Raw genomic sequence first — 19,742 nt, forward strand, 5'->3', positions numbered from 1 at the left:
CGTCCCCTCAGCCCTCCAGCCGCCGCCACGCGCGCCACCCGGCAGCCGTGTCGACGTCCGGCAGGGTGGCGGCGAAACCGACCGAGAGTCCCTGGCAGTTCGCGAGCGTGTCGGCGAGGGCGTGGTCGCTCGACCAGCGGACGGAGTCGAAGATCTGCGGCACGCGCGGCCGGCGCCTGAGGCCCACCAGCCAGTATCCGCCATCCTCGGCCGGGCCGAACACGGCGTCGCTCCGGCCGAGCAGCCGGAAGGCGGAGGCGATGTGCCGCGGCCGGATGCCGGGTATGTCGCTTCCGACGATCACCACGGGGCCCGGCGGAATCGCGTCCATGATGCGCTGCATGCGCCGGCCGAGATCGCCCCGCCCTTGCGGACATGCCGGCACGCCGCATGGCCACGCCCACCGGGCGGACCTGTCGGGCGCAACGGCCAGCACCGTCCGCCAGCGCCTGTCGGGCGAGAGCCGCATCAGCGTGCGCCGGAGCGTCGTGCGGTAGAAGCGCGTCGCCTCGGCCACTCCCACCTCGGCCGCCAGCCGCGACTTCACGGCACCGGCGACGGGGAGCTTCGCCATCACGACCAGAGTTGGCCGCTCCACGTTCACCCGTAGAGGCGGGCGATCAGGCGCGGCGGCACGCGCAGATAGAAAAGGCTGAGACAGAAGAGATTCCGTCCCGCGCGGGCGAGATAGCCGTCGCGACGATAGCGCTCGGCGCTGGTGACCGCGCGCGGCCTCAGGATCGTCAGTCTCCGCCGGCCGATGCGGCGGACGAGATCGACGTCCTCCATCAGCGGCATCTCGCGGAAGCCGCCGATCCGCGCATAGTGCCTCGCCGAGATGACGAGGCCCTGGTCGCCGTAAGGCAGAGCGAGCAGGAAGCAGCGCATGGCGACGAGAGCCTCGAGCGCCCGCGCGGCCCGTCGGTCATCGTCGAGCGCGAAGCGGAAGGCTCCGGCGAAGCGGCGCGTCTCCTCCTTCGCATCCTGCCTTTCGACGAAGCCGGCCACGTCCCGGTGCCAGCCTTCCTCGAGAACGGTGTCGGAGTGGAGGAACATCAGCCACGGGTGCCTGGCCGCCCGCGCCCCCAGCGCCAGCTGCGTCCCTCTCCCGCGCGGACCTTGCACGACGTCGCAGCCGAACCCCTCGGCGATCTCGATCGTGCGGTCGGTCGATCCGCCGTCGACCACGACCACCTGCGACACGACGCCTTCCGCGGCCGCGACGACGAGGGCCGTGAGGGTGCGGGTCAGCCCGCGCTCGCTGTTCAGGGTCGGCACCACGACGCTCAGCATGCACCGCTTATACGCCCCCGAGCGTTCACCAACAATTAAGCATCCTGCGGAACCGTTAATGTTCTTGCTTTGTTCTTATGGCGAAGATAGGTTGAGGCCATGGCAAGCGTGATCAGCAAGAGGCGGTCCGAGGAGCCCCTTCTTCCGGATGCGATCGCTCCGGACAGGCGGCGCGGCCGCGGCACGGCGACGAACCGCTCGGGGCGCTACGAGGCGCTGACCCGGGCAATCTTCGAGGACGGCTGGGGCACGGTGGAAGAGCTCCCTCCGGTCCGGACGGAGGTAACGCTCGAGACGCCGAAGAAGATCATCACGAGGAACCAGTCCCCCGACATCTCCTTCGACAGGTCGATCAACGCCTATCGCGGCTGCGAGCACGGCTGCGCCTACTGCTTCGCGAGGCCCACCCACGCCTATATGGGCATGTCGCCCGGCCTCGATTTCGAAACACGCCTGTTCGCGAAGCCGAACGCTGCCGAACTCCTGGAGAAGGAGCTCGCGGCGCCCGGCTACGAGTGCAAGACGATCGCCATCGGCACGAACACCGATCCCTATCAGCCGATCGAGCGCGAGCACCGCATCACGCGGCAGATCCTCGAGGTGCTCGAGCGGGCGAACCATCCCGTCGGCATCGTGACGAAATCGGCGCTCGTGACGCGGGATATCGACATCCTCTCGCGCATGGCGGGAAAGGGCCTCGCAAAGGTCGCCCTCTCGGTGACGACGCTCGACCGGAAGCTCGCCCGAGCGCTCGAGCCTCGGGCCGCGACGCCGCCGCGACGGCTCGAGACGATCATGCGGCTCGCCGAGGCCGGCATTCCGACGAGCGTCATGGTCGCTCCCGTGATCCCCGCGCTGAACGATCCCGAAATCGAGGCGATCCTCGCGGCGGCAGCCGGCGCGGGCGCGGTGGGCGCGGGCTACGTGATGCTGCGTCTGCCGCTCGAGATCCGCGACCTCTTCCAGGAATGGCTCCGCGAGAACGTGCCGGACCGTGCGGAGCGAGTGATGTCGCTCGTCCGGCAGATGCGCGGCGGAAAGGACTACGACGCCGAATGGGGCACGCGGATGCGTGGCTCCGGCCCGATCGCCTGGACGATCGGGCGCCGCTTCGAGCTCGCAGCCAGGCGCAACGGCCTCAACGAGAGCCGGTTTCCCCTGCGAACGGACCTCTTCGAGCCGCCCGTCCCGAAGGGCGGGCAGCTGCGTCTGTTCTGAAGTCGGCGCGGTCCCGGCCGCCGGGCTGCCCTCGGTGCCTGCCGGGCTTCGGGGCCGTCACGCCCTCGGCTGGTGCTGCGTGATGCAGTGGACGCCGCCACCGCCCTCGAAGATGCGGGTCGCCGTCACCGGCACGATTTCGCGGTCGGGGAAGAGCCGCCCGAAGAGCTCCGCCACCTCCGCGTCGCGCGGATCCTCGAAGGCGCACATCACGATGCCGCCATTCACGAAGGAGAAGTTCACGTAGGTCAGCGACAGCGGGTTCCCGTTCACGTCCCTCTTCGGCGACGGTGCGGGAAGCTCGATGACCTCGAGCGAGCGGCCCTCCGCGTCGGTCGCGGCCTTCAGGATGCGGATGTTCTCGTCGCAGGTCGCGAAATCGGGGTGCTGCGGGTCGGGCTCCCGGTGGGCCAGGACGACGCCGGGGGCGGCGAAACAGGCGAGTGTGTCAATGTGACCGTCCGTGCCCGTCTCGTCCGTGTCGGCGACGAGCCCGCGCGGCAGCCAGATCGCCTTCCGCGTGCCCAGCCGCAGGTGAAGCTCGGCCTCGACCTCCTCGCGCGTCCAGCTCGGGTTCCGGTTCGGGTTGAGCTGCACGCTCTCCGTCACGAGCACCGTGCCCTCCCCGTCGACATGAATGCCGCCGCCTTCGTTCACGAGCTTCGATGGAATGCGCTCGGCGCCCGAGCGCCGCGCGATCTCGCGCGCCACGAGCGCGTCCATCGCGCCCTCCGGGAAAGTCCGGCCGCCCCAGCCGTTGAACTGCCAGTCGACCGCGCCGAGCGCTCCGTCGGAAGAGACGACGAATGTCGGCCCGAAGTCCCGCATCCAGCTCTCGCCGATCGGGTGCTCCACGATCTCGATGGCATCATCGAGATAGCCTCGCGCCGTCTCCACCTGCCCCGGCGGCACCATCATGGTCAGTCGCTCGAACCGGGCGATGGCATTGGCGACGCCGGCCCAGGCGCGATAGGCGCCGTCCGCGCCGCCGGTGCCGACGAGCACGTAGTCGCTCACCGGCCAAGCCATCCACGTGCCGTCGTGGGGGGACCACTCCGGCGGCATCGTCCAGCGCCCGTTCGACATTTCGGCTCCTCCTCGCGGCGGCGGACTGTCGCCGCGGGAGGAGCGACTTGCAAGCCCCTGCGCCGACGTCAGTCCTTCGAGTCGTGCTCAGGCTTGCCCTTGCGCTTCGTCGAAGCCATCTCGTCGAGCTTCTTCTCGCTCATCGACTCGTACATGCTCTTCGAGGCGCCCTGGAGGTCGGAGACCTTCGTGTCGCCGCGCTTGGCGGACAGGGCCGCGCCGGCGGCCTTCTGCTGCGCCTTGGACTTCGCAGGCATGGTTCTCTCCATCTGTCTGCACCTGTCCGACGAAAACGGCTTCGCCGAGGGCGACGTTCCCCGCCGCCGGCCGCTCCCGCAGGCTCAGCCGTAGATCATGCGGGGCAGCCACGTCGCGAGGCCGGGGAAGAGGCAGAGCACGAAGAGCGCCAGGACCTGCAGGGCGACGAACGGCACGATGCCGCGATAGATCGCCCCCGTCGTCACCTCCACCGGAGCGACGCCTCGGAGATAGAAGAGCGCGACACCGAAGGGCGGCGTGAGGAACGAGGTCTGCAGGTTCACCGCCATGAGCACGCCGAGCCAGACCGGGCTCACGGGCTCGCCGCCGATCTCCATCCTGAGAAGCGCCGGCGCGACGAGCGGCACGACGACGAAGACGATCTCGAGGAAGTCGAGGAAGAAGCCCAGGAGGAACATCAGCGCCATCACCGCGAAGAGCGCGCCGAACGTGCCGCCCGGCATGGCGGCAAGCGCCGCCTCGACCAGATCCTCCCCGCCGAGCCCGCGGAACACGAGGCTGAAGAGCGTGGCGCCGATCAGGATCACGAAGATCATCGACGTCACCTGCGCCGTGGCCCCGACGACCGCCCGCAGCACCTGCGTGCGGTGGAGCCGCCACAGGACGAGGACGAGCCCGCCGGCGAGCACGGCGCACAGGACGAGCGCAACGGCCGCCATGACCGCGCTGCCGCCCCCGCGCAGGTCCGTCACGGCGGCCAGTCCGAGCACCGCCACGAGACAACCACCTGCGACGGTCGAGGCGCGGCGCCCGCCGCCGATCCGGCGCCCCGCGAGCAGGATCGCGCCGACCGCGCCAACCGACGCCGCCTCGGTGGGCGTCGCGACGCCCACGAGGATCGAGCCGAGAACCGCCACGATCAGGACGAGCGGCGGCACGAGCGCCTCGGCGACCTGCCGCAGGTCCGCGCGGTCGGCGGACGGTGCCGAAGGCGCGGGACGCGGGACGCGCGCCGAGGCGAGAAGCTGATAGGCGAGATAGAGGCCAACGAGCAGGAGGCCCGGCACCAGCGCTCCGGCGAAGAGGTCCCCGACGGACAGCGTCTCCGGCCGGAAGAGCCCCATGTCGAGCTGCGCCTTCTGATAGGCGTTCGAGAGCTGGTCGGCGAGGATGACGAGGACGATCGAGGGCGGGATGATCTGCCCCAGCGTGCCGGCCGCCGCGATCGAGCCGGCGGCGAGCGAGGGGGAATAGCCGTGTCTCAGCATGGCGGGCAACGCCAGCAGGCCCATGGTGACGACCGTGGCTCCGACCACGCCGGTCGAGGCGGCAAGAAGCGCTCCCACCACGGTGACGGCCAGCCCGAGCCCTCCGCGCAACTTGCCGAACCGGGTCGCAAGGGCCTCCAGCAGGTCCTCCGCCACGCGCGACCTCTCGAGCATCACGCCCATGAACACGAAGAGAGGCACGGCGACCAGCACCTCGTTCGTCATCGTGCCGTAGATGCGCTGCGGCAGGGCGCGCAGGAAGGCGATGTCGAAGACGCCGAGGACATGGCCGAGCGCCGCGAAAGCGAGAGCTGTGCCTGCCAGCGTGAAGGCGACGGGAAACCCGGCCATGAGACAGAGGCAGGCGGCCGCGAACATCATGAGATCGAGCCACTGGGCGAGCCCGCTCAACGCTCCGTCTCCCCGGCGGTCGCCCCGGCAAGCACGCGGACGGCGCGGAAGGCCATCGAGGCCGCCTGAAGCGCAAGCTGTGCCGCGAAGATCAGAATGACGGTCTTCAGAAGGTAGACGCCGCCGAGACCGGAGGTCTCCCGCGAACCCTCGCGCACCGCCCAGGCCTGCGCGACGTAAGGCGTGGCGACCCAGAGGATGAGCGCACAGGTCGGCAGGAGCAGAAGCATCGATCCCAGGAGGTCGACCGTCGCCTTGGCCCGCGGAGTTGCGCCCCGATAGAAGATGTCGACCCGCACATGCGCGTCGGCGCGCAGCGTCCAGGCGGCGGCGAGCATGAAGAGCGAGGCGTGCATATGGACCACCGCCTCCTGCATCGCGATCGAGGTGACGCCGAAGACGTAGCGGGAGATCACGACCGTGAACTCGAGCAGCACCATCAGGAGCGCGAGCCACGCCACGGCGCGTCCCACGCGCGTGTTCAGGCGGTCGATGGCCTTCGCGAGCCGCTCCACCGGAAACCGTCTCCATCTCCTGTTGCCTCGCGGCAGCGGCGCTTGTCGCAAGGCCCGCGTTGCGACACAAGCTTTCTTGGCGGCCGTGGGCAAAGCTGCTAACGATCCACCGCAAGTCAAAGAGGCGGCGCCGCTTGCGGCGAAGGCGCCCGACTGGGGAAACACCTATCAGCTACGGCCGGGCGAGGCGGCACTTGCCCCGGCGGCCGAACAAACCGACGGCGGGGTCCCGCGATCTCCGCCAGGAACACCCGCCTCATGCTGCGCGTCCTCGCCTCACTCGTCCGGTTGATCAGCGGCATCAACCTCGTCATCGGCAACGTCTTCGCCTGGCTTTCCGTGGCGATCGTCGCCGTCTGCTTCACCGTCGTGGTTCAGCGCTATGTCTTCTCCACGAGCTTCGTGTGGATGCAGGACCTCTATGTCTGGCTGAACGGCGTGATGTTCATGGCGGTGGCCGGCTTCGCGCTGTTGCGCAACGACCACGTGCGGGTCGACATCTTCTACCGCGCGGCGAGCCCGCGGCGGCGGGCGATCGTCGACCTCTTCGGCACCCTCGTCTTTCTCCTCCCATTCACCTTCGTCATCGCGTATTTCGGGTGGGAGTTCGTCGCCAGGTCGTGGCGCTACGGCGAGGGCTCGGTCAATCCGGGCGGCATGACCGGTCTCTACGTCGTCAAGAGCTTCATCATCGTCTTCGCCGTCCTGGTCGCGCTGCAGGGCCTCGCGATGGCGATGCGCTCGATCATCGTGCTCGCCGGCCGGGAAGACCTCCTGCCCCCGCGCTTCCACTATCAGGACTGAACGGATGAGTGCCTCGCTCACCGGCGAGATCCTCGCCGGCTCCATGTTCTTCGTCATCATCGGCGTCTTGATGCTGGGCTTCCCGGTGGCCTTCACGCTGGCCGGCACCTCCCTTCTCTTCGGCCTCGTCGGCTGGCTGCTCGGGACCTTCGACTTCTCCAATCTCGGCGGGCTCGCCTCGCGCTACACCGGCTTCATGACGAACGAGGTCCTCGTCGCGGTGCCGCTCTTCATCTTCATGGGCGTGATGCTCGAGCGGTCGCGGATCGCCGAGCAGTTGCTCGTCACGATGGGGCGCCTGTTCGGCCCGATGCGCGGCGGGCTCGGGCTGTCCGTCATCATCGTGGGGGCGCTGCTCGCCGCCTCGACCGGCATCGTCGGCGCGACCGTGGTGACGATGGGCCTCATCAGCCTGCCGGCGATGACGCGCGCCGGCTACGACCCGAAGCTCGCCTGCGGCATCATCTGCTCCTCCGGCACGCTCGGCCAGATCGTGCCGCCCTCCACCGTCCTCATCTTCATGGGCGACATGCTGTCCGGCATCAACGCGCAGGTGCAGATGGCGAAGGGCAACTTCGCGCCCACGCCGGTGTCGGTCGGCGACCTCTTCGCCGGCGCCCTCCTGCCGAGCCTCGCGCTCGTCGGCGTCTACATCGTCTTCCTGCTCGTGAAGGCCATGCTGCAGCCCGAGACGGCACCGTCCGTCCAGGTGTCGGACGAGGAGCAGAGCTCGCTCCTCAGGGACATCCCGGTCGCCCTGCTGCCGCCGCTCCTCTTGATCATCGCCGTCCTCGGCTCGATCATCGGCGGCATCGCGACCCCCACGGAATCCGCCTCCGTCGGGGCTGTCGGCGCGACCCTCCTCGCACTCCTCCGCGGCCGCCTGACCTTCCGCATCCTGCACGAAGTGGCGATCGGCACCGCGACCATCACCTCGATGGTCTTCGTCATCCTGCTCGGCGCGTCCGTCTTCTCGATCGTCTTCCGCATGCTCGGCGGCGACGCGCTCGTCCACGACGTCCTGAGCGAGATGCCGGGCGGCGTCGTCGGCGCCGTGATCGTCGTCATGCTCGTGATGTTCGTGCTCGGCTTCATCCTCGACACGTTCGAGATCATCTTCATCGTCATCCCGATCACCGCGCCGATCCTGCTCGACCTCGGCGTTAGCCCGGTGTGGCTCGGCGTGATGGTCGGCCTGAACCTGCAGACCTCGTTCCTGACGCCGCCCTTCGGATTCGCCCTCTTCTATCTCCGGGGTGTCGCACCGGCCTCGCTCAAGACGGCCGACATCTATCGTGGCGTCATGCCCTTCGTGGCGCTGCAGGTCACGGCAATCGTCCTTCTCTTCCTGTTCCCCGAGCTCGCGACCTGGCTGCCGGCGCAGCTTTACGGGTGAACCGCCGCCCCGGTTCGGCACCGCGGGGCGGCATCACGAACCTAGAACGAAAAAGGCCCGAGCTTCAGCCCGGGCCTTTTCGCGTCTCGAGGCTGCCGCCCGTCAGGAGAGCTGGAAGTATTTCTCGCGGGCCCGCAGGAACGGCTCGTCCGCATCCGACGTCTTCTGCCGGACCAGGGCCAGTCCCTCGACGAAGCTCTCGGCGACCTTCTTCGTCAGCGGGTCGTCCGACGCACGCAGCTCCTCGAAGATCTCCATCGACGCCTTGGCGCCGGCCTCCATGATGTCCTCGGGGAATGCGAGAACCTTGACGCCGTGGTCGTTCACGAGCGTCTGCAGCGCGCGCGGGTCGTTCGCCGTGAAGTCCGACCACACCATCTCGTACTCGGCTTGGGCGACCGAGCGGACGATCTCCTGCAGGTCCGTCGGCAGCGCCTCGTACTTCGCCTTGTCGACGACGAGCTCGGTCGCGAGGCCCGGCTCGATGAAGCTCGGGAAGTAGTAGTTCTTCGCGATCTGGTAGAAGCCGAGCGCGAGGTCGTTGTAGGGACCGACGAACTCCGCCGCGTCGAGCGTGCCCGACTGGAGAGCCTGGAAGATCTCGCCCGCGGCGAGGTTCGTCACCGTCGCCCCCATCTTCTCCCAGACCCGGCCGCCGAGGCCCGGCGTGCGGAAGCGCAGGCCCTGGATGTCGGCGACGCTGTTGAGCTCGCTGCGGAACCAGCCGCCGGCCTGCGTGCCCGTGTTGCCCGACAGGAAGCCCTTCAGGCCGAACTGGGCGTAGATCTCGTCCCAGATCTCCTGGCCGCCCAGGTGACGCACCCACGCCGACAGCTCGCCCGCGGTCATGCCGTAGGGCACGCCAGTGAAGAAGTTCAGGCCGACATTCTTGTTCTGCCAGTAATAGGCCGCGCCGTGGCTCATCTCGGCCGAGCCGTCGATCACGGCATCGAGCGACTGCAACGCGGGCACGAGCTCGCCCGCCGAGAAGAGCCGGACGGTGAGGCGGCCGTCGGAGGCTGCGGTGATGCGGTCGGCCATGCGCTGCGCGCCGACGCCCAGGCCGGGGAAGTTCTTCGGCCACGTCGTGACCATCCGCCACTCCTGGCGGTTCTGGGAGATGGCGGGCGAGGCGAGCGTCGAGGCGGCGGCGACGCCACCCGCCAGCCCGGCATTCTTCAGAAACGAACGGCGATCCATGGAAACCTGTCCTCCCGGGGGACCGTAAAGCGTTGGATGAGGGCCTGCTCCGGTCATCCCCGGTGCTGCCCGGCCGCCGTCTCAAGCGGCGGATTGGCCGGAGGTATACAGGCCTCGTCGCGAAATGCACAAGCCGACGCTTCGACTTGTCTCGGCATTGCGGGCGACGGCGAAGGAAGATTGCCCGATCGGGCCGGCACCCTTGCGACCATGCGGTCGGCACGACCATATTTGCCCGATCGACCCGGGCGCCGCAGTGGCCGGCCGGCGCAGCGACCTTCAGACGCGGCCCCTTCAGAGAGAGTGCGCAAGACGTGCCCAAGGAAAAACTGCCGGTGATCGCGGTGCCGGCCGACATCCGAATTTTCGACAACTATCGCTGGCACGTGGCGGCGACGCCGTATGTCGACGCCGTCGCCAGGGTCGCGGGCACCGTGCCGTTCATCGTGCCGGCGCTCGGCGAGGCACTCGAGGTCGAAGCCGTTCTCGACAGGGTCGACGGCGTGATGCTCACCGGCTCGAAGTCGAACGTGCATCCCGCGCATTACGGCGTCGAGCCGACCGAGCGGCACGGGCCGTTCGACGAGGACCGTGATGCCACCACCCTGCCGCTCATCCGCTCGGCGATCGACCGCGGCCTGCCGCTCCTCGCCATCTGCCGCGGCATGCAGGAGCTGAATGTCGCGCTCGGCGGCTCGATCGCGACGGAGATCCAGGAGATCGCGGGTCGCGACGACCATCGCGCGCCGGACCTGCCGACGCAGGACGAGCGCTTCGCCTTGCGCCACGAGGTGCGGGCGGTGCCCGGCGGGATCCTGGCCGGCATCGTCGGCGTCGAGCCCTTCCGCGTCAATTCGCTCCACCGGCAGGCGATCGACCGGTTGGCGGAAGGCCTCGCCGTCGAAGCGACCGCCGAGGACGGCACGATCGAAGCCGTGTCGGTGGAGGGCGCGCGGAGCTTCGCCCTCGGCGTGCAGTGGCACCCCGAATACTGGGCCGGCAGCGAGCCCATGAGCCAGCGCATCTTCCGTGCCTACGGGGCGGCGCTGCGGGGCGACGCCCCGGCGCGCGCCGTGGCCTGAGCAGAGGCCAATTTGAGCCAGCGCAATTCGCCCGCTTCTCCCTTGCGGTAGCGTGATTTGCACCGCAAGGGAGAACGGCTCATGAGGACGCAGACGAAGATCGGGACTTGGGTGCGCGGGGTCGGCCGCACGGCCGCCGGTTCACTGCGCGACGCGTGGGAGCGGGAGACGGAGCGCCTGACCTTCTCCGACCTCGGTCGCGAGGAAACGGAAAGGCTCTTCCGCGACATCGGCCTGCCGCCGAACCAGGGCGTGAGCTGTCTCGACCAGCCTTTCGCGAACGAGGACCTCGCAGGCTCCCTGATGGAGGTGGTCGGGCTCGATCGCTGTGAGCTGACGGCTGCCCAGCCTGCGGTGATGCGGGACATCGAGCGCGTCTGCATGGCATGCACCGCCCGCCGCCTCTGCCGTCGCAATCTCTCCCGCGGCGAGGCCGCCCGCGCCTACCGGGCCTACTGCCCGAACGCCGGGACCTTCGAGGACCTCGAGGCGATCCATGCCTGACGAGGCGGCCGGGCCTCAGGCGACGAGGTCCGGCAGTTCCTCGAGCGTGTAGATGACGGCGGCGATCTCACCGGGCAGCACGTCTCCCGGCTGATCGAAGCGATTGATGCGCGCGACGCGCAGGCCGAAGGCGGCAGCGCCGCTCGCATCCCACGGGTTCATCGAGACGAAGCAGATCTCCGCCGGCTCGCACCCCAGCCTGTCGCAGGCCAGCCGATAGACCTTCGGATGCGGCTTGTAGACCCCGACCTCCTCGATCGAGAGCACGGCATCGAGGCTGTCGCAGAGGCCGGCCGTGCGGGTCGCGGATTCGAGCATTCGCGGCGAGCCGTTCGAGAGGATCGCGGTGGTCTTGCCCTTCTCCTTCAACGCCCGGAGCGCCGGCAGGGCGTCGCCGTAGGCGTCGGGCGTGAGATAGGCTTCGAGCAACCGGTCGCGCATCGCGCGATCGGCACCGGTCACATTCATGGCGTAGTCGAGCGCATCGCCGGTGATCTGCCAGAAGTCGGCATGGAGCCCCATGAGCGACCTCAGCCACGTGTACTGCAGCTGCTTTTCCCGCCAGAGCCTGGAAAGCGGATCGGCTTTCTCCCCAAGGCTCTCGGCCGATCGCGCGACGGGAGAATGAACGTCGAACAGGGTGCCATAGGCGTCGAACACGCAGGCCTTGATGTTATCGATCATGCCGCAGTCCGCTCCCCCTCCCGGTCGTCTCCGCTTTTCTTGCAGAAGACTCTGCTGGCCCCTCGACCCGATGTCCAGCTTCGTGAAGGTACGGATGCGAGCCCGGCGCAGGCTGCCCGGCCCCGAGAACCCGTCGCCCTGGAGCCTTTTCCGATCAGGTGGGCTGCACCTGATCGAAAGAAATGGCTCACGATCCGAATTTGGAGCAGTCCCCGTCCAGATGGACCGATCTGGACGGGGACTGACCTAGTTGCAGGTGACGAGGGCGCGGTTCGCGTTGCCTGACGTCATCTCGAAGAGGTCGTCGGGGATGTCGCGCATGTCGACAGGAAGCTCGGCGAGCCGCGCGGCGATGCCCGGCGCGAAGCCGCTCGCCCGCTCGATGTCGAGGCGGCAGCCGTCCGGCGCACCGGCCATCACGACGCTCTCCGTCTCCGCCAGCGTGAAGTCGACGAAGAAGGTCGGGTCGTAGATCTCGAGCGAAGTCCTCCGATCGCCGACGAGCATCGGCTTCTCGATCGGCAGGGTGAAGTGGAGGACGAGTTGGTCGCCCTTCTCCTCGAGCCAGTAGTCCTGCGGCTCCTGGAAGGCGGCCGGATACTCGCCGACCTTGAGAAAGGTGAAGAACTCGAAGTCGCTCAGCGACTCCACGTTCACCTTCGCCAGAGGTTCGAGCTCTTCCCGCGACAGCACGCCGTCACCGTTCGCGTCGAGCCCCTGCGCGGCATAGGCGCTGAAATACTCGTCGAAGGTCCATTCGTGGCGGACGGCCGCGAGGACGCCGTTCTTGAAGACGAGTTCCGACTGCGTCGTCACCCAGACATGCGGATGCGCCCGCGCCTCTTGCGCGGCCAACGCCGCCCCCGTGATCGTGAGCCCCCAAAGAAGCCGTCTCATGCCGATTCGCCGCTCCTGCGTTCGCGGTGAGCCTACGCAAGATGCCGGCGATTGAAAGGCGGCATCCTGGCGCTTCAGCGCCAGAGGGCGATCGCCCGCCGGAGATGGGTGGCGGTCATCGGCGAGCGGCCGGCGGCCTTCGCTTCCGCGACGGCTGCCCGCACGAGGTCGGCCGTGTGCTCCGCCCGCTCGCCGGAGGCCGTCTCGAGATTGTTCTCGAAGCCGACGCGCATGTGCCCCCCCTTGGCGAACACGGCCCGCGCGACCTCGTTCTCGGCGGGACCGAACGCACAGACGCACCATTCGACGCCGTCGCGGGCCGGCTCCAGCGCGTCGAGCATGACCTCGAGCTCCGCGGGATCGGCCATCTGGTTCGTCGCGTAGCGTCCGAGCACGAGCAGGACCGACGAACGACGTTGGCGGAACAGGTCCCCGTGCCGAAGCGTCGCGAAGCGACGCACGTCGTCCGCATCGTACAGGATGAGCTGTGGCCAGATCGCTTCGTCGGACATGAAGTTGAAGATGTCCGACACCGGCGCGGGATCGCTGCCTTCGGGATAGATCTCGCGAAGCGCCACCGAGACGGCTTCGGGCTTCAGCTCGCGAACGAGGGCGATCTGCTCGGCCGCGCCGTAACGGCCCACGGCCTCCGTCGTCGCCTGCAGCACGAGGTCGCTGCCGACCTCGGCCCGGATGGCGGCTAACGCCTCGCGGTAGAGCCCGGCATCGAGGATGTGTCCGCCGTCGGCGTCCCGGACGTGGACGTGCAGGGCGCAGGCGCCCGCCTCGAGGCAGCGCACGGCCTCCTCGACGAGCTCCGGGATCGTGATCGGCAGGTTCGGGTGGTCGCGCTTGGTCCGCCGTGCCCCGTTCGGAGCGGCCATGATGTAGGTCGGGTATCGGTTCATGCCGCCACCTCTCCGAGAGCGCCCTCGACGGCTCCGGCCAGAAACTCGACGATCGTGTCGAGCTCCTCGTCGCTCGCGATGAAGGGTGGTGCGAGGAGCACGTGGTCGCCGTGCTCGCCGTCGGCTGTCCCGTTGCCGGGATAGCAGACGAGACCCGCCGCCATCGCGCGTGCCTTGATCTTGGCGGCGAGACCGGCCTTGCGCGGGAACGGCTGCTTCGACTCTCTGTCCGCGACGAGCTCGATCGCCCGAAAATAGCCGCGCCCCCGGATGTCGCCGACATGGGGGTTCTGGCCGAATGCTGACTCGAGCCGGCGCGCGAAGGTCTCGCCGGCCTCGGACACGCGCTCCAGCAGCCCCTCGTCTTCGATCACCCGCTGCACCTCGAGCGCGGCCGCGCAGGCGATCGCGTGGCCGATATAGGTGTGGCCGTGCTGGAAGACGCCGTTCCTCTCGATCGCGTCGACCAGCGGAAACCGCGCGAGCACCGCGCCGATCGACTGGTGTCCGGCGCCGAGCCCCTTCGCCACGGTGATGATGTCGGGGACCACGTCCTCCTGCTCGCAGGCGAAGAGCGTGCCGGTTCGGCCCATGCCGCACATCACCTCGTCGAGCACCATCAGGACGCCGTAGCGGTCGCAGATCCGCCGGATCTCGCGGAAGTAGCCGGGTGCCGGCGGCACCGCGCCGGCCGTCGCGCCGACCACCGTCTCGGCGAAGAAGCAGGACACGTTCTCGGGACCGAGCTCCAGGATCTTCTCCTCGAGCGACCGCGCCGCGCGGACGCCGTAATCCTCCTCGCTCTCGTGCGCCCCTTGGTGGCGGTAGGCGTAGCAGGGGTCGACATGGGCGACCGGAAGGCCGAGCAGTGGTTCGAAGAGCGCACGCCGCGCCGGGTTTCCGCCGAGCGACAGGGCCCCGATCGTGTTGCCGTGGTAGGACTGGAGCCTCGAGATCGCGTAGATGCGGTGGCTTTCGCCACGTTCGACGTGAACCTGGCGCGCGAGCTTCAGTGCCGCCTCGTTCGCCTCCGACCCGCCCGAGACGAAGTAGACGCGCGTGAAGCCGTCCGGCGCCGCGCGGACGAGGCGCTCCGCCAGCTCCTCCGCGGGCTCGCTCGTGAAGAAGGCGGTGTGGGCGAACTCGAGCTTCCCCGCCTGGTCGCGGATCGCCTTGACGATGCGGGGATGGCAATGGCCGAGACACGAGACCGCCGCACCGCCGGACGCGTCGAGGTACCGCCGGCCTTCCGAATCGACGATCCAGACGCCCTCGCCCGCCACGGCCAGGGGGTACTCCGTCTTCAGGTCGCGATAGAAGACGTGGCTTCGGCGGTCGGTCATGATCGTCTCGTTCCCTCTCGGGTCGGTGGATGACGTGCGGCGCACGCCTCGCCATCTGGTTGCGAATGCCTCTAGACTGCCCCGCAGCCGGGCCATCCGGCGCCGCTTCGCACCAGTAGCGCAAAGCCCATGTCGACGGAAGGAGCGAGATCAAATGCACCATTTGTCGGCCCGGGAGCCCGACGCGCCGGCGAGCCGGCCCATCAAGGCCCTCACCCTGTGCCTCGCATGGCTGTGCCTCGCCCTGCCCCAGCCGGTCCACGCCCAGGCGAGCCGTGCCGCGCCGGAGCCGCCGACGCTCCAGGCGGCGGAGCCGGCGCTCGCCGAGCGGCACATGGTCGTCGCCGCGCACCCGCTCGCCGCCCGTGCCGGACGGGAGATGCTGAGGAAGGGCGGCAGCGCCGTCGACGCCGCCATCGCGGCGCAGATGGTTCTCGGCCTCGTCGAGCCGCAATCCTCCGGGCTCGGCGGGGGTGCGTTCCTTATCCACCACGACGCGGAGAATGGCGAGCTGACCGCCTGGGACGGGCGCGAGACGGCGCCGGCCGCCGCCACGCCGGAGCGCTTCCTGGGCGCGGACGGCAGCCCCGCTCGCTGGCCGGAGATGGTGCCAGGCGGCCTCTCCGTCGGTGTGCCCGGCATGCTCGCGATGGTCGCCGCCGTGCACGACCGCCACGGCGTCCTCCCGTGGGCCGACCTCTTCGAGCCGGCGATCCGTCTCGCCCGCGAGGGCTTCGGCGTGTCGCCGAGGCTCGCCGCGCTTCTGCGGGACGACGACCCCGAGGCATTCTCCCCCGCCGCCCGCGCCTATTTCTATGACGCTGACGGCGAAGCCTGGCCGCTCGGCCACGTGCTCACGAACGACGCCTACGCCGATACGCTCGAGCGTATCGCAGCCGAGGGGCCCTCGGCCTTCTATGACGGCGAGATCGCAGGCGACGTCGCCGCGGCGGTTCGGGAGGCGTGGCGCAATCCCGGCGATCTCTCGGCCGCCGACATGGCGGCCTACGAGGTGGTCGAGCGCGAGCCGGTCTGCGCGCCCTATCGCGGCCACGAGGTCTGCGGCATGGGCCCGCCCTCCTCCGGCGCCCACACGGTCGGCATGACGCTGGCGATGCTTGAACGCTTCGACCTCGGCACCGAGCCGACGCCGCGCGCCATGCACCTCGTCGCCGAGGCGGAGAAGCTCGCCTTCGCCGATCGCGACCGCTACATCGCCGACCCTGACTTCGTCGACGTGCCGGACGGCCTCCTCGACCCCCGCTACCTCGGGGAGCGCTCCGGGCTGATCGAACGCTACCAGTCGATGGGCAGGGCCGAGGCCGGCACCCCGCCCGGCAGCCGGAGATCTCCCGGCACCGACGGCACGAAGGAGGCGCCCAGCACGAGCCACATCTCCGTCGTCGATGCGGACGGAAACGTCGTCTCCATGACGACGACGATCGAATCCGGCTTCGGCTCGCGCCTCATGGCGCGCGGCTTTCTCCTGAACAACGAGCTGACGGACTTCTCCTTCGCTCCCGACGATGAGGACGGCCGCCCCGTCGCGAACCGGGTCGAGGCCGGCAAGCGGCCCCGCTCCTCCATGGCGCCGACGATCGTGCTCGGGCCCGATGGTCGCCCCGTCTTCGTTATGGGTTCCCCGGGCGGCAGCCGCATCATTCCCTATGTCGTGAAGGCGGTGATCGCGCTCGTCGACTGGGGGATGGATCCGCAGCAGGCGGCCGCCCTCTTCAATTTCGGCAGCCGCAACGGGCCGTTCGAGATCGAGCGGATGCCCGGCGCGGAGCGGTGGCGCGCGCAGATCGAGCCGTTCGGCCACGAGGTCACGCTCGCCGAGATGACGAGCGGGCTCCACATCATCGCACTCCGGGACGGAAGGCTCGAGGGAGGCGCTGACCCTCGCCGGGAGGGCGAGGCGGCAGGCGACTGACCTGCCGGCCGCCTCAGGGCATGGCCGCCATCTTCTCGAGGAAGGTCTCGGGGAAGAACTGGTAGAGCACCGTCTCCGTCAGCGCGTCGCCCTCGTGCAGGAGGTAGACGCGCAGGTCGACCGGCTCCTCTCCCTGTGCGTCGAGGTCGAAGAGCAGCCGCCATTCGTCCGTGCCCACCACGGGATAGGCGCTGACGAGGCCGATCTCGCCTCGGCTCGCCTCGATCTTGGCCGCCACCCCGCTCTCGCGGGACAGGCGCTTGAGCTTCTCCCCCCGGAAATCGAGAGCGAACTTCGCCACGCCCTCCGGCCTTGGCTGGCCCGGCACGCCGCCGCGCCCGATCCGCAGGCTCGCCAGCGTGGCGACCTCGGCCGGATGCGGATTGTCCGCGACCCAGCTCAGCCGGTAGCGCATGGTCATCGCCCGGCCGGGCGCTGTCGGCTCCGAGGGCGTCCAGAAGGCGACGATGTTGTCGTGGATCTCGTCGTCCGTCGGCAGCTCCACGAGATCGACACAGCCTTCGCTCCAGTCGCCGAGCGGCTCGACCCACAGGCTCGCGCGCTTCTCGTAGAACACGCCATCGTCCTGGTAGTTCTCGAAGTCGCGGTCCCGCTGCATGAGGCCGAAGCCTTTCGGGCCCGTCACCATGAAGCTGTTGACCATGACGTGGGGCGGGTTGTTGAGCGGTCGGAAGATCCTCTCGCCGTTTCCGCTCCAGATCTCGAGCCCGTCGGAATCGTGGATCTCCGGGCGCCAGTCGGACGCCAGATGCCGGCTGTTCTCGCCGTACCAGTACATCGAGGTGAGCGGCGCGATGCCCAGCCGCTCGACGGCCTCGCGCATGTAGAGCGCGGCCTCCACCTCCTGGACGATGCCGTCCTCGCGCTTCTCGCTCTCGATCCGGTAGGCGCCGGCCACGCTCTCGCTGTCCATCAGGGCATGGATCACGAGGCTGTTCTCTCCCGTCGCCTCGAGCCAGAAGCTCGTGAAGCGGGGAAACTCCTCGCTTCCGTTCGGAATCGCAGTGTCGACGGCAAGGCCGCGCGTCGACAGCCCGAACTGGCCGAAGGGGCCGGAGGTCCGCCAGTAGGACGCGCCGAGGAAGGCGAGCCAGTCGTCCTTCTGGCCGGGATCCATCACCCGCAGCCCCGCGAAGCCTATGTCGTCGGGCAGCCTACGGGACGGGCTGTCGAGAGGTCGCGTGAAGAGATCCGCGCTGTAGAGAAGCTCCCGCGCGCTGCCGTCCGGCCCGACGACGCTGACATTCACCGGATTCTTGAAGTAGCGGCCGAGATGGAAGAAGCGAACCGCCGGGCTGGCCGGATCCTCGCCCCAGAGCGTCGCATCCGGATCGAAACCGATCCTGTTGTGGGCGTCGTAGTCGATCGTCTCGAGCACGTCCGCCGCACGCACGAGGGGCTTCGAGTAGGGCGCGCCGGCGAGCGCCTCGGCCGTCTGCTTCAGCCCCTCGAAGGAGAACGGGCGGGCCTCGCCGAACCTGACGAGACCTTCAGCGAGAGCACGATCGAGACCGCCCCCGAACAAGAGCGCCGCGAGCGCGCCGCCCGTCTGCATGACGCGGCGCCTCGTGACGCCGTTTCCGTCGTTCACATCCACCGTTTGCCCCCGGAAGAGATGAAGAATGCGCGAGACCCTGGAGGCGATCTATGTCCTCAAAGTGGCAGAGGTCCAGCGGCAAGTCGCGTGGCGGGGGCTCCAAATGCGATGAAGAGACCAGCGGCGCTGGCTCGCCGCCGCCACATCGGGGCCTCTGGCGCCTACCGCTCCACCGGAAGCACGGTCTCCACGAGTTGGGCCCAGAAACTCACTCCGTAGGGTATGGCGTTGTCGTTGAAGTCGTACTGCGGCGTGTGGACCATCGCGCCGCCCTTCTCGCCGGGCATGCCGTTGCCGAGCCAGATATAGGCGCCCGGCCGCTCGTTCAGCATGTAAGAGAAGTCCTCCGCGCCCATCTTCGGCGCTGCGTCCGTCTGAACCTTCGCCTCTCCCACGACGGCCCGGGCGACCATCGCCGCGGTCTCGGTCTCGGCGGGCGTGTTGATGGTCGCTGGATAGTTGCGCATGTATGTCACCTCGGCCCGCGCGTCGTAGGCCGCAGCGACGTTCGTCGCGACACGCCGAAGCTCGCTCTCCAGCAGGTCGCGCACCGACGGGAGGAAGCTGCGGCAGGTGCCGCGCAGGACGGCCTCCTCGGGGATGACGTTGAAGGCCGAGCCCGCGTGGAACTGGGTGACGGAGACGACCGCCTCCTCGATCGGGTCGACCCGCCGTGACACGATGGATTGCAGCGCCATCACGATCGAGGAGCCGACGATGACCGGGTCGCGGCTGACATGGGGCATCGCGCCGTGGCTCCCCCTGCCGAAAACGCGGATCTCGAACTCGTCGGCGGACGCCATGCAGGGCCCCGACCGCATCGCGATCTCGCCGAGCGGCAGTCCCGGCATGTTGTGCATGCCGTAGACCTGCTCCACGTCGAACCTCTCGAAGAGCCCGTCCTCGACCATCACGCGGCCTCCGGCGCGGCCCTCCTCGGCGGGCTGGAAGTAGAGATAGACGATCCCGTCGAAGGCGTCGCGATGCTCGGCGAGATAGCGCGCCGCGCCGAGCAGCATCGTCGTGTGCCCGTCATGGCCGCAGGCATGCATCCGGCCGGGGTGGACGGAGCGGTGCTCGAACGTGTTCACCTCGTCCATCGGCAGGCAGTCCATGTCCGCTCGCAGCCCGACGGCGCGGTTCGAGCCGCCCTTCCCCCGCACCACGCCGACGACTCCGGTCCTGGCGATCCCGGTGTGCACCTCGTCGGCGCCGTACTCCTTGAGCTTCTCCGCCACGATCCGGCTCGTGCGCTCCTCCTCGAAGCCGAGCTCGGGATGGGCGTGGAAATCGCGGCGAATGGCGGTCAGCTCGTCGAGATAAGGGCGCACATCGTCCTTGATGGGCATCTGAAAGTCCTCTT

The 19,742-nt window shown here is 69.0% G+C and carries 19 protein-coding genes; 6 read left to right on the forward strand and 13 right to left on the reverse strand.

All coding sequences use genetic code 11. The features are described from left to right. Positions 1–7: 7 nt before the first annotated feature. Together N177_RS10285 and N177_RS10290 are read right to left on the reverse strand one after the other, a co-directional pair. Positions 8–598, reverse strand: coding sequence for a TIGR04282 family arsenosugar biosynthesis glycosyltransferase (locus tag N177_RS10285; RefSeq protein ID WP_244444265.1), 591 nt, complete (start codon positions 596–598; stop codon positions 8–10). 2 nt (positions 599–600) lie between these two features. Further along, positions 601–1,293 (reverse strand): TIGR04283 family arsenosugar biosynthesis glycosyltransferase, encoded by a 693-nt coding sequence (locus N177_RS10290; RefSeq protein ID WP_023432249.1) that lies wholly within the window; start codon positions 1,291–1,293, stop codon positions 601–603. Positions 1,294–1,392: 99 nt separating this feature from the next. Between N177_RS10290 and N177_RS10295 the strand changes: the two genes are divergently transcribed. Beyond that, the gene (locus tag N177_RS10295) at positions 1,393–2,511 is read left to right on the forward strand and encodes a PA0069 family radical SAM protein (RefSeq protein WP_023432250.1); all 1,119 of its coding nucleotides are present in this window, start codon (positions 1,393–1,395) and stop codon (positions 2,509–2,511) included. Between the two features lie 57 nt (positions 2,512–2,568). Here the strand turns inward: N177_RS10295 and N177_RS10300 are convergent, their stop codons facing one another. The 4 genes from N177_RS10300 to N177_RS10315 all read right to left on the reverse strand — a co-directional run bounded on the left by N177_RS10300 (position 2,569) and on the right by N177_RS10315 (position 6,010). Next, positions 2,569–3,597 (reverse strand): agmatine deiminase family protein, encoded by a 1,029-nt coding sequence (locus N177_RS10300; RefSeq protein WP_023432251.1) that lies wholly within the window; start codon positions 3,595–3,597, stop codon positions 2,569–2,571. 68 nt (positions 3,598–3,665) lie between these two features. Beyond that, positions 3,666–3,854 (reverse strand): DUF3008 family protein, encoded by a 189-nt coding sequence (locus tag N177_RS10305; protein ID WP_023432252.1) that lies wholly within the window; start codon positions 3,852–3,854, stop codon positions 3,666–3,668. Positions 3,855–3,938: 84 nt separating this feature from the next. Then, the gene (locus tag N177_RS10310) at positions 3,939–5,465 is read right to left on the reverse strand and encodes a TRAP transporter large permease (RefSeq protein WP_040485597.1); all 1,527 of its coding nucleotides are present in this window, start codon (positions 5,463–5,465) and stop codon (positions 3,939–3,941) included. A 26-nt stretch (positions 5,466–5,491) separates the two neighbouring features. Continuing rightward, positions 5,492–6,010, reverse strand: coding sequence for a TRAP transporter small permease subunit (locus N177_RS10315; protein ID WP_023432254.1), 519 nt, complete (start codon positions 6,008–6,010; stop codon positions 5,492–5,494). Positions 6,011–6,268: 258 nt separating this feature from the next. Between N177_RS10315 and N177_RS10320 the strand changes: the two genes are divergently transcribed. Both N177_RS10320 and N177_RS10325 read left to right on the forward strand, forming a co-directional pair. Next, on the forward strand, positions 6,269–6,814 hold the full coding sequence (locus tag N177_RS10320; protein ID WP_023432255.1) for a TRAP transporter small permease subunit: 546 nt from the start codon (positions 6,269–6,271) through the stop codon (positions 6,812–6,814). A gap of 4 nt (positions 6,815–6,818) precedes the next feature. Continuing rightward, positions 6,819–8,210, forward strand: a complete 1,392-nt coding sequence (locus N177_RS10325) for a TRAP transporter large permease (RefSeq protein ID WP_023432256.1) — start codon at positions 6,819–6,821, stop codon at positions 8,208–8,210. A 102-nt stretch (positions 8,211–8,312) separates the two neighbouring features. Here the strand turns inward: N177_RS10325 and N177_RS10330 are convergent, their stop codons facing one another. Continuing rightward, entirely contained in the window at positions 8,313–9,410 is a 1,098-nt protein-coding gene (locus N177_RS10330; protein WP_023432257.1) for a TRAP transporter substrate-binding protein, read from the reverse strand. A gap of 314 nt (positions 9,411–9,724) precedes the next feature. Here N177_RS10330 and N177_RS10335 point away from each other — a divergent pair, with 314 nt between their 5' ends. Together N177_RS10335 and N177_RS20595 are read left to right on the forward strand one after the other, a co-directional pair. After that, positions 9,725–10,492: a gamma-glutamyl-gamma-aminobutyrate hydrolase family protein gene (locus N177_RS10335; RefSeq protein ID WP_040485558.1), complete on the forward strand. Its 768-nt coding sequence runs from the start codon at positions 9,725–9,727 to the stop codon at positions 10,490–10,492. 81 nt (positions 10,493–10,573) lie between these two features. Beyond that, positions 10,574–10,996 (forward strand): hypothetical protein, encoded by a 423-nt coding sequence (locus tag N177_RS20595; protein ID WP_023432259.1) that lies wholly within the window; start codon positions 10,574–10,576, stop codon positions 10,994–10,996. A 15-nt stretch (positions 10,997–11,011) separates the two neighbouring features. On the opposite strand, the gene N177_RS10345 is transcribed toward N177_RS20595, so the two are convergent. From N177_RS10345 to N177_RS10360, 4 genes are all read right to left on the reverse strand, one after another. Continuing rightward, positions 11,012–11,680: a haloacid dehalogenase type II gene (locus N177_RS10345; protein WP_023432260.1), complete on the reverse strand. Its 669-nt coding sequence runs from the start codon at positions 11,678–11,680 to the stop codon at positions 11,012–11,014. Positions 11,681–11,926: 246 nt separating this feature from the next. Beyond that, positions 11,927–12,577 carry a DUF1007 family protein gene (locus N177_RS10350; RefSeq protein WP_023432261.1) on the reverse strand — a complete coding sequence of 217 codons (651 nt, stop codon included), beginning with the start codon at positions 12,575–12,577 and terminating at the stop codon, positions 11,927–11,929. A 74-nt stretch (positions 12,578–12,651) separates the two neighbouring features. Next, positions 12,652–13,485: a beta-keto acid cleavage family enzyme gene (locus tag N177_RS10355; RefSeq protein ID WP_023432262.1), complete on the reverse strand. Its 834-nt coding sequence runs from the start codon at positions 13,483–13,485 to the stop codon at positions 12,652–12,654. Next, positions 13,482–14,828 carry an aspartate aminotransferase family protein gene (locus tag N177_RS10360; protein WP_023432263.1) on the reverse strand — a complete coding sequence of 449 codons (1,347 nt, stop codon included), beginning with the start codon at positions 14,826–14,828 and terminating at the stop codon, positions 13,482–13,484. Before N177_RS10360 ends, N177_RS10355 begins: the two co-directional genes overlap by 4 nt. Before the next feature lie 154 nt (positions 14,829–14,982). On the opposite strand from N177_RS10360, the gene ggt reads away from it, so the two are divergent. Then, positions 14,983–16,761 carry a gamma-glutamyltransferase gene (gene ggt / locus N177_RS10365; RefSeq protein ID WP_023432264.1) on the forward strand — a complete coding sequence of 593 codons (1,779 nt, stop codon included), beginning with the start codon at positions 14,983–14,985 and terminating at the stop codon, positions 16,759–16,761. 13 nt (positions 16,762–16,774) lie between these two features. Here the strand turns inward: ggt and N177_RS10370 are convergent, their stop codons facing one another. Beyond that, entirely contained in the window at positions 16,775–18,379 is a 1,605-nt protein-coding gene (locus N177_RS10370) for an OpgD/OpgG family glucan biosynthesis protein (RefSeq protein ID WP_023432265.1), read from the reverse strand. A gap of 161 nt (positions 18,380–18,540) precedes the next feature. Then, positions 18,541–19,728, reverse strand: coding sequence for a M20 aminoacylase family protein (locus N177_RS10375; protein WP_023432266.1), 1,188 nt, complete (start codon positions 19,726–19,728; stop codon positions 18,541–18,543). Positions 19,729–19,742: the final 14 nt, after the last annotated feature.

It is taken from the genome of Lutibaculum baratangense AMV1 (genome assembly GCF_000496075.1).
In the GTDB taxonomy this organism is placed as follows: domain Bacteria; phylum Pseudomonadota; class Alphaproteobacteria; order Rhizobiales; family Tepidamorphaceae; genus Lutibaculum; species Lutibaculum baratangense.